Annotated in this window: 3 protein-coding genes; 2 read left to right on the plus strand and 1 reads right to left on the minus strand. The window is 74.8% G+C overall.

Going from position 1 to position 2,228, the window contains the following annotated elements; all coding sequences use genetic code 11:
• Positions 1 to 906 (minus strand): sigma-70 family RNA polymerase sigma factor (locus ACFU6K_RS37350; RefSeq protein ID WP_380670852.1); only part of this gene is annotated, 906 nt, incomplete at its 3' end.
• A 170-nt stretch (positions 907 to 1,076) separates the two neighbouring features.
• Between ACFU6K_RS37350 and ACFU6K_RS37355 the strand changes: the two genes are divergently transcribed.
• Positions 1,077 to 1,553 (plus strand): carboxymuconolactone decarboxylase family protein, encoded by a 477-nt coding sequence (locus ACFU6K_RS37355; protein WP_380670854.1) that lies wholly within the window; start codon positions 1,077 to 1,079, stop codon positions 1,551 to 1,553.
• A 60-nt stretch (positions 1,554 to 1,613) separates the two neighbouring features.
• On the plus strand, positions 1,614 to 2,132 hold the full coding sequence (locus tag ACFU6K_RS37360) for a SixA phosphatase family protein (RefSeq protein ID WP_380670856.1): 519 nt from the start codon (positions 1,614 to 1,616) through the stop codon (positions 2,130 to 2,132).
• Positions 2,133 to 2,228 lie beyond the last annotated feature (96 nt).

The following is a 2,228-nucleotide window of genomic DNA, read 5'->3' on the forward strand; positions in this document are numbered from 1 at the left end:
GGCGTGGACGGCCCGCACCGAGCCGTCGGCGTCGATGTCCAGCTCGATGACGCCGGCCACGCGCTGCCCGGCGTCGTACACCACCGCGCCCGGGCGGCCGTTGACCCGGGCCGGGACGAGGCGCGCGCCCAGGCGCCGGACCCGGCGCAGGCCGCCGACGAGCAGCTGGGCGACGCGGCGCGGGCCGGTGAGGGAGCGGGCCAGCGCGCGGGCCTTGCCGCCGCCGTCGCCCTGGAGCGCCACGTCGGGGGCGAGCAGGCCGAGCAGGGCGTCCAGGTCGCCGCCCTCGGCGGCCTCGAAGAAGCGGCGGGCCAGCTCCTCGCCCTCCGCGCGGCGGGCCGGGGCCGGGGTGACGGCCTGCTCCTCGCGCGCGGCGGGCGCCAGGCGCTTCCTGGCGCGGGCGAGGATCTGACGGCAGTTCGCCTCGCTCTTCCCCACCATCCGCGCGACCTCCGGGTAGCCGTACCCGAAGGCCTCGCGCAGCGTGAACACCGCGCGCTCGACCGGCGAGAGGGCCTCCATCAGCACCAGGAACGCCATCGACAGGGTGTCCGCCAGCTCCGCGTGCTCGGCCGGGCCGGGGCGCTCGGCGGTGGTGACGACCGGCTCGGGCAGCCACTGGCCGACGTAGGTCTCGCGGCGCACCCGGGCGGAGGTGAGGTGGTTGATGCCCAGGCGGGTGACGGCCGTGGTCAGGTACGCCCTGGGGTCGGTGACCACGGTGCCGGCCCGGTCGGCGCGGGTGAGGCCGAGGAAGGCGTCCTGGACGAGGTCCTCGGCGTCGCCGACCGAACCCGTCATCCCGTAGGCGATGGAGAACAGCAGCGGACGGTACCCGGCCGCACCCGCCGCACCTGCCGAACCCGCCGCATCCGCCGCACCTGCCGAACCCGCCGAAGCCGTCATGTGGACCCCCCTGTCCCGACCGTGGCCAGCAGGCTATCCGAGGCCCGCCGGAGCCCACCGGCGGGTGGTGTGGCGCAGGTCACGGAGCCCGGGCGGCCGGGGGATGTCACAGAACGGCGGGCCGTCCTGTCTTCAGGGGCAGCAACGGAACAGCGACCGAGGAGCACGCCATGGAACCCCGCCTCAACCCCTTCACCAACCCCGTCCTGGGCAAGGTCTTCAAGCACCTCATCGCGGCCAACAAGCCGATCGCCGAGTCGGCCCTGCCGTACACCGTCCAGGAGTTGGTGCGGCTGCGCGCCAGCCAGATCAACGGCTGCGGCGCCTGCATCGACATGCACTTCAAGGAGGCCGTGCACGCCGGCGAGGACCCGGTACGCCTCAACCTGGTCGCCGCCTGGCGCGAGGCCACCGTCTTCACCGAGGCCGAGCGCGCCGCGCTCGAACTCGCCGAGCAGGGCACCCGGCTCGCCGACGCGGCCGGCGGGGTGAGCGACGAGGCGTGGGCGAACGCCGCCAAGCACTACGACGAGGAGCAGCTCGCGGCGCTGGTCTGCGTGATCGCGCTGATCAACGCCTTCAACCGGGCCAATGTGATGATCCGCCAGCCCGGCGGCGGCTACGAGGTCGGCATGTACCACCACTGACCGGCCGGTACGATCTTGGTCCGGGTGAACCACCCGTTCCGGGAACCGAGGGAGACGTCCATGTCCGAGGAACCGACGCGCCGGATCGTCGTGCTGCGCCACTCCAAGGCCGCGCACCCCGACGTGGACGACCACGAGCGCCCGCTCGCCGGCCGGGGCCGCGAGGACGCGCCGGCGGCCGGGCGCTGGATCGCCGGCGCCGGCATCACCCCCGACCTCGCGCTGGTCTCCACCGCCCTGCGGACCCGTGAGACCTGGGAGCTGGCGTCCGCCGAGCTCCCGGCGGTGCCGAGGACCGTCTACGAGGAGCGCGTGTACGAGGCGAGCCTCGGGGAGCTGATCGCGCTCCTCAACGAGGTGTCCGACGAGGTGCGGGACCTGGTCGTGGTCGGCCACAACCCCGGCGTCCACGCGCTGGCCGACGCCCTGGCGGGCGAGGCCGAGGGGGACGCACTGGCGCGGATGAACCGCTCCGGCTTCCCGACCTCGGCCATCGCGGTCCTGGAGTTCCAGGGCGGCTGGAAGGGCGTCGAGCACGGCGTCGGCCGGCTCACCGCCTTCTGGACGCCGCACGCCTGACACCCGCGCCGCCCGAACGCGGCGGGGAGCGAACGCGGCGGGGAACGAACGCGGCGGGGAACGAACGCGGCTGGGCCGCCCGGTGAACTGCCGGGC

This window comes from Kitasatospora sp. NPDC057512, from assembly GCF_042802135.1.
In the GTDB taxonomy this organism is placed as follows: domain Bacteria; phylum Actinomycetota; class Actinomycetes; order Streptomycetales; family Streptomycetaceae; genus Kitasatospora.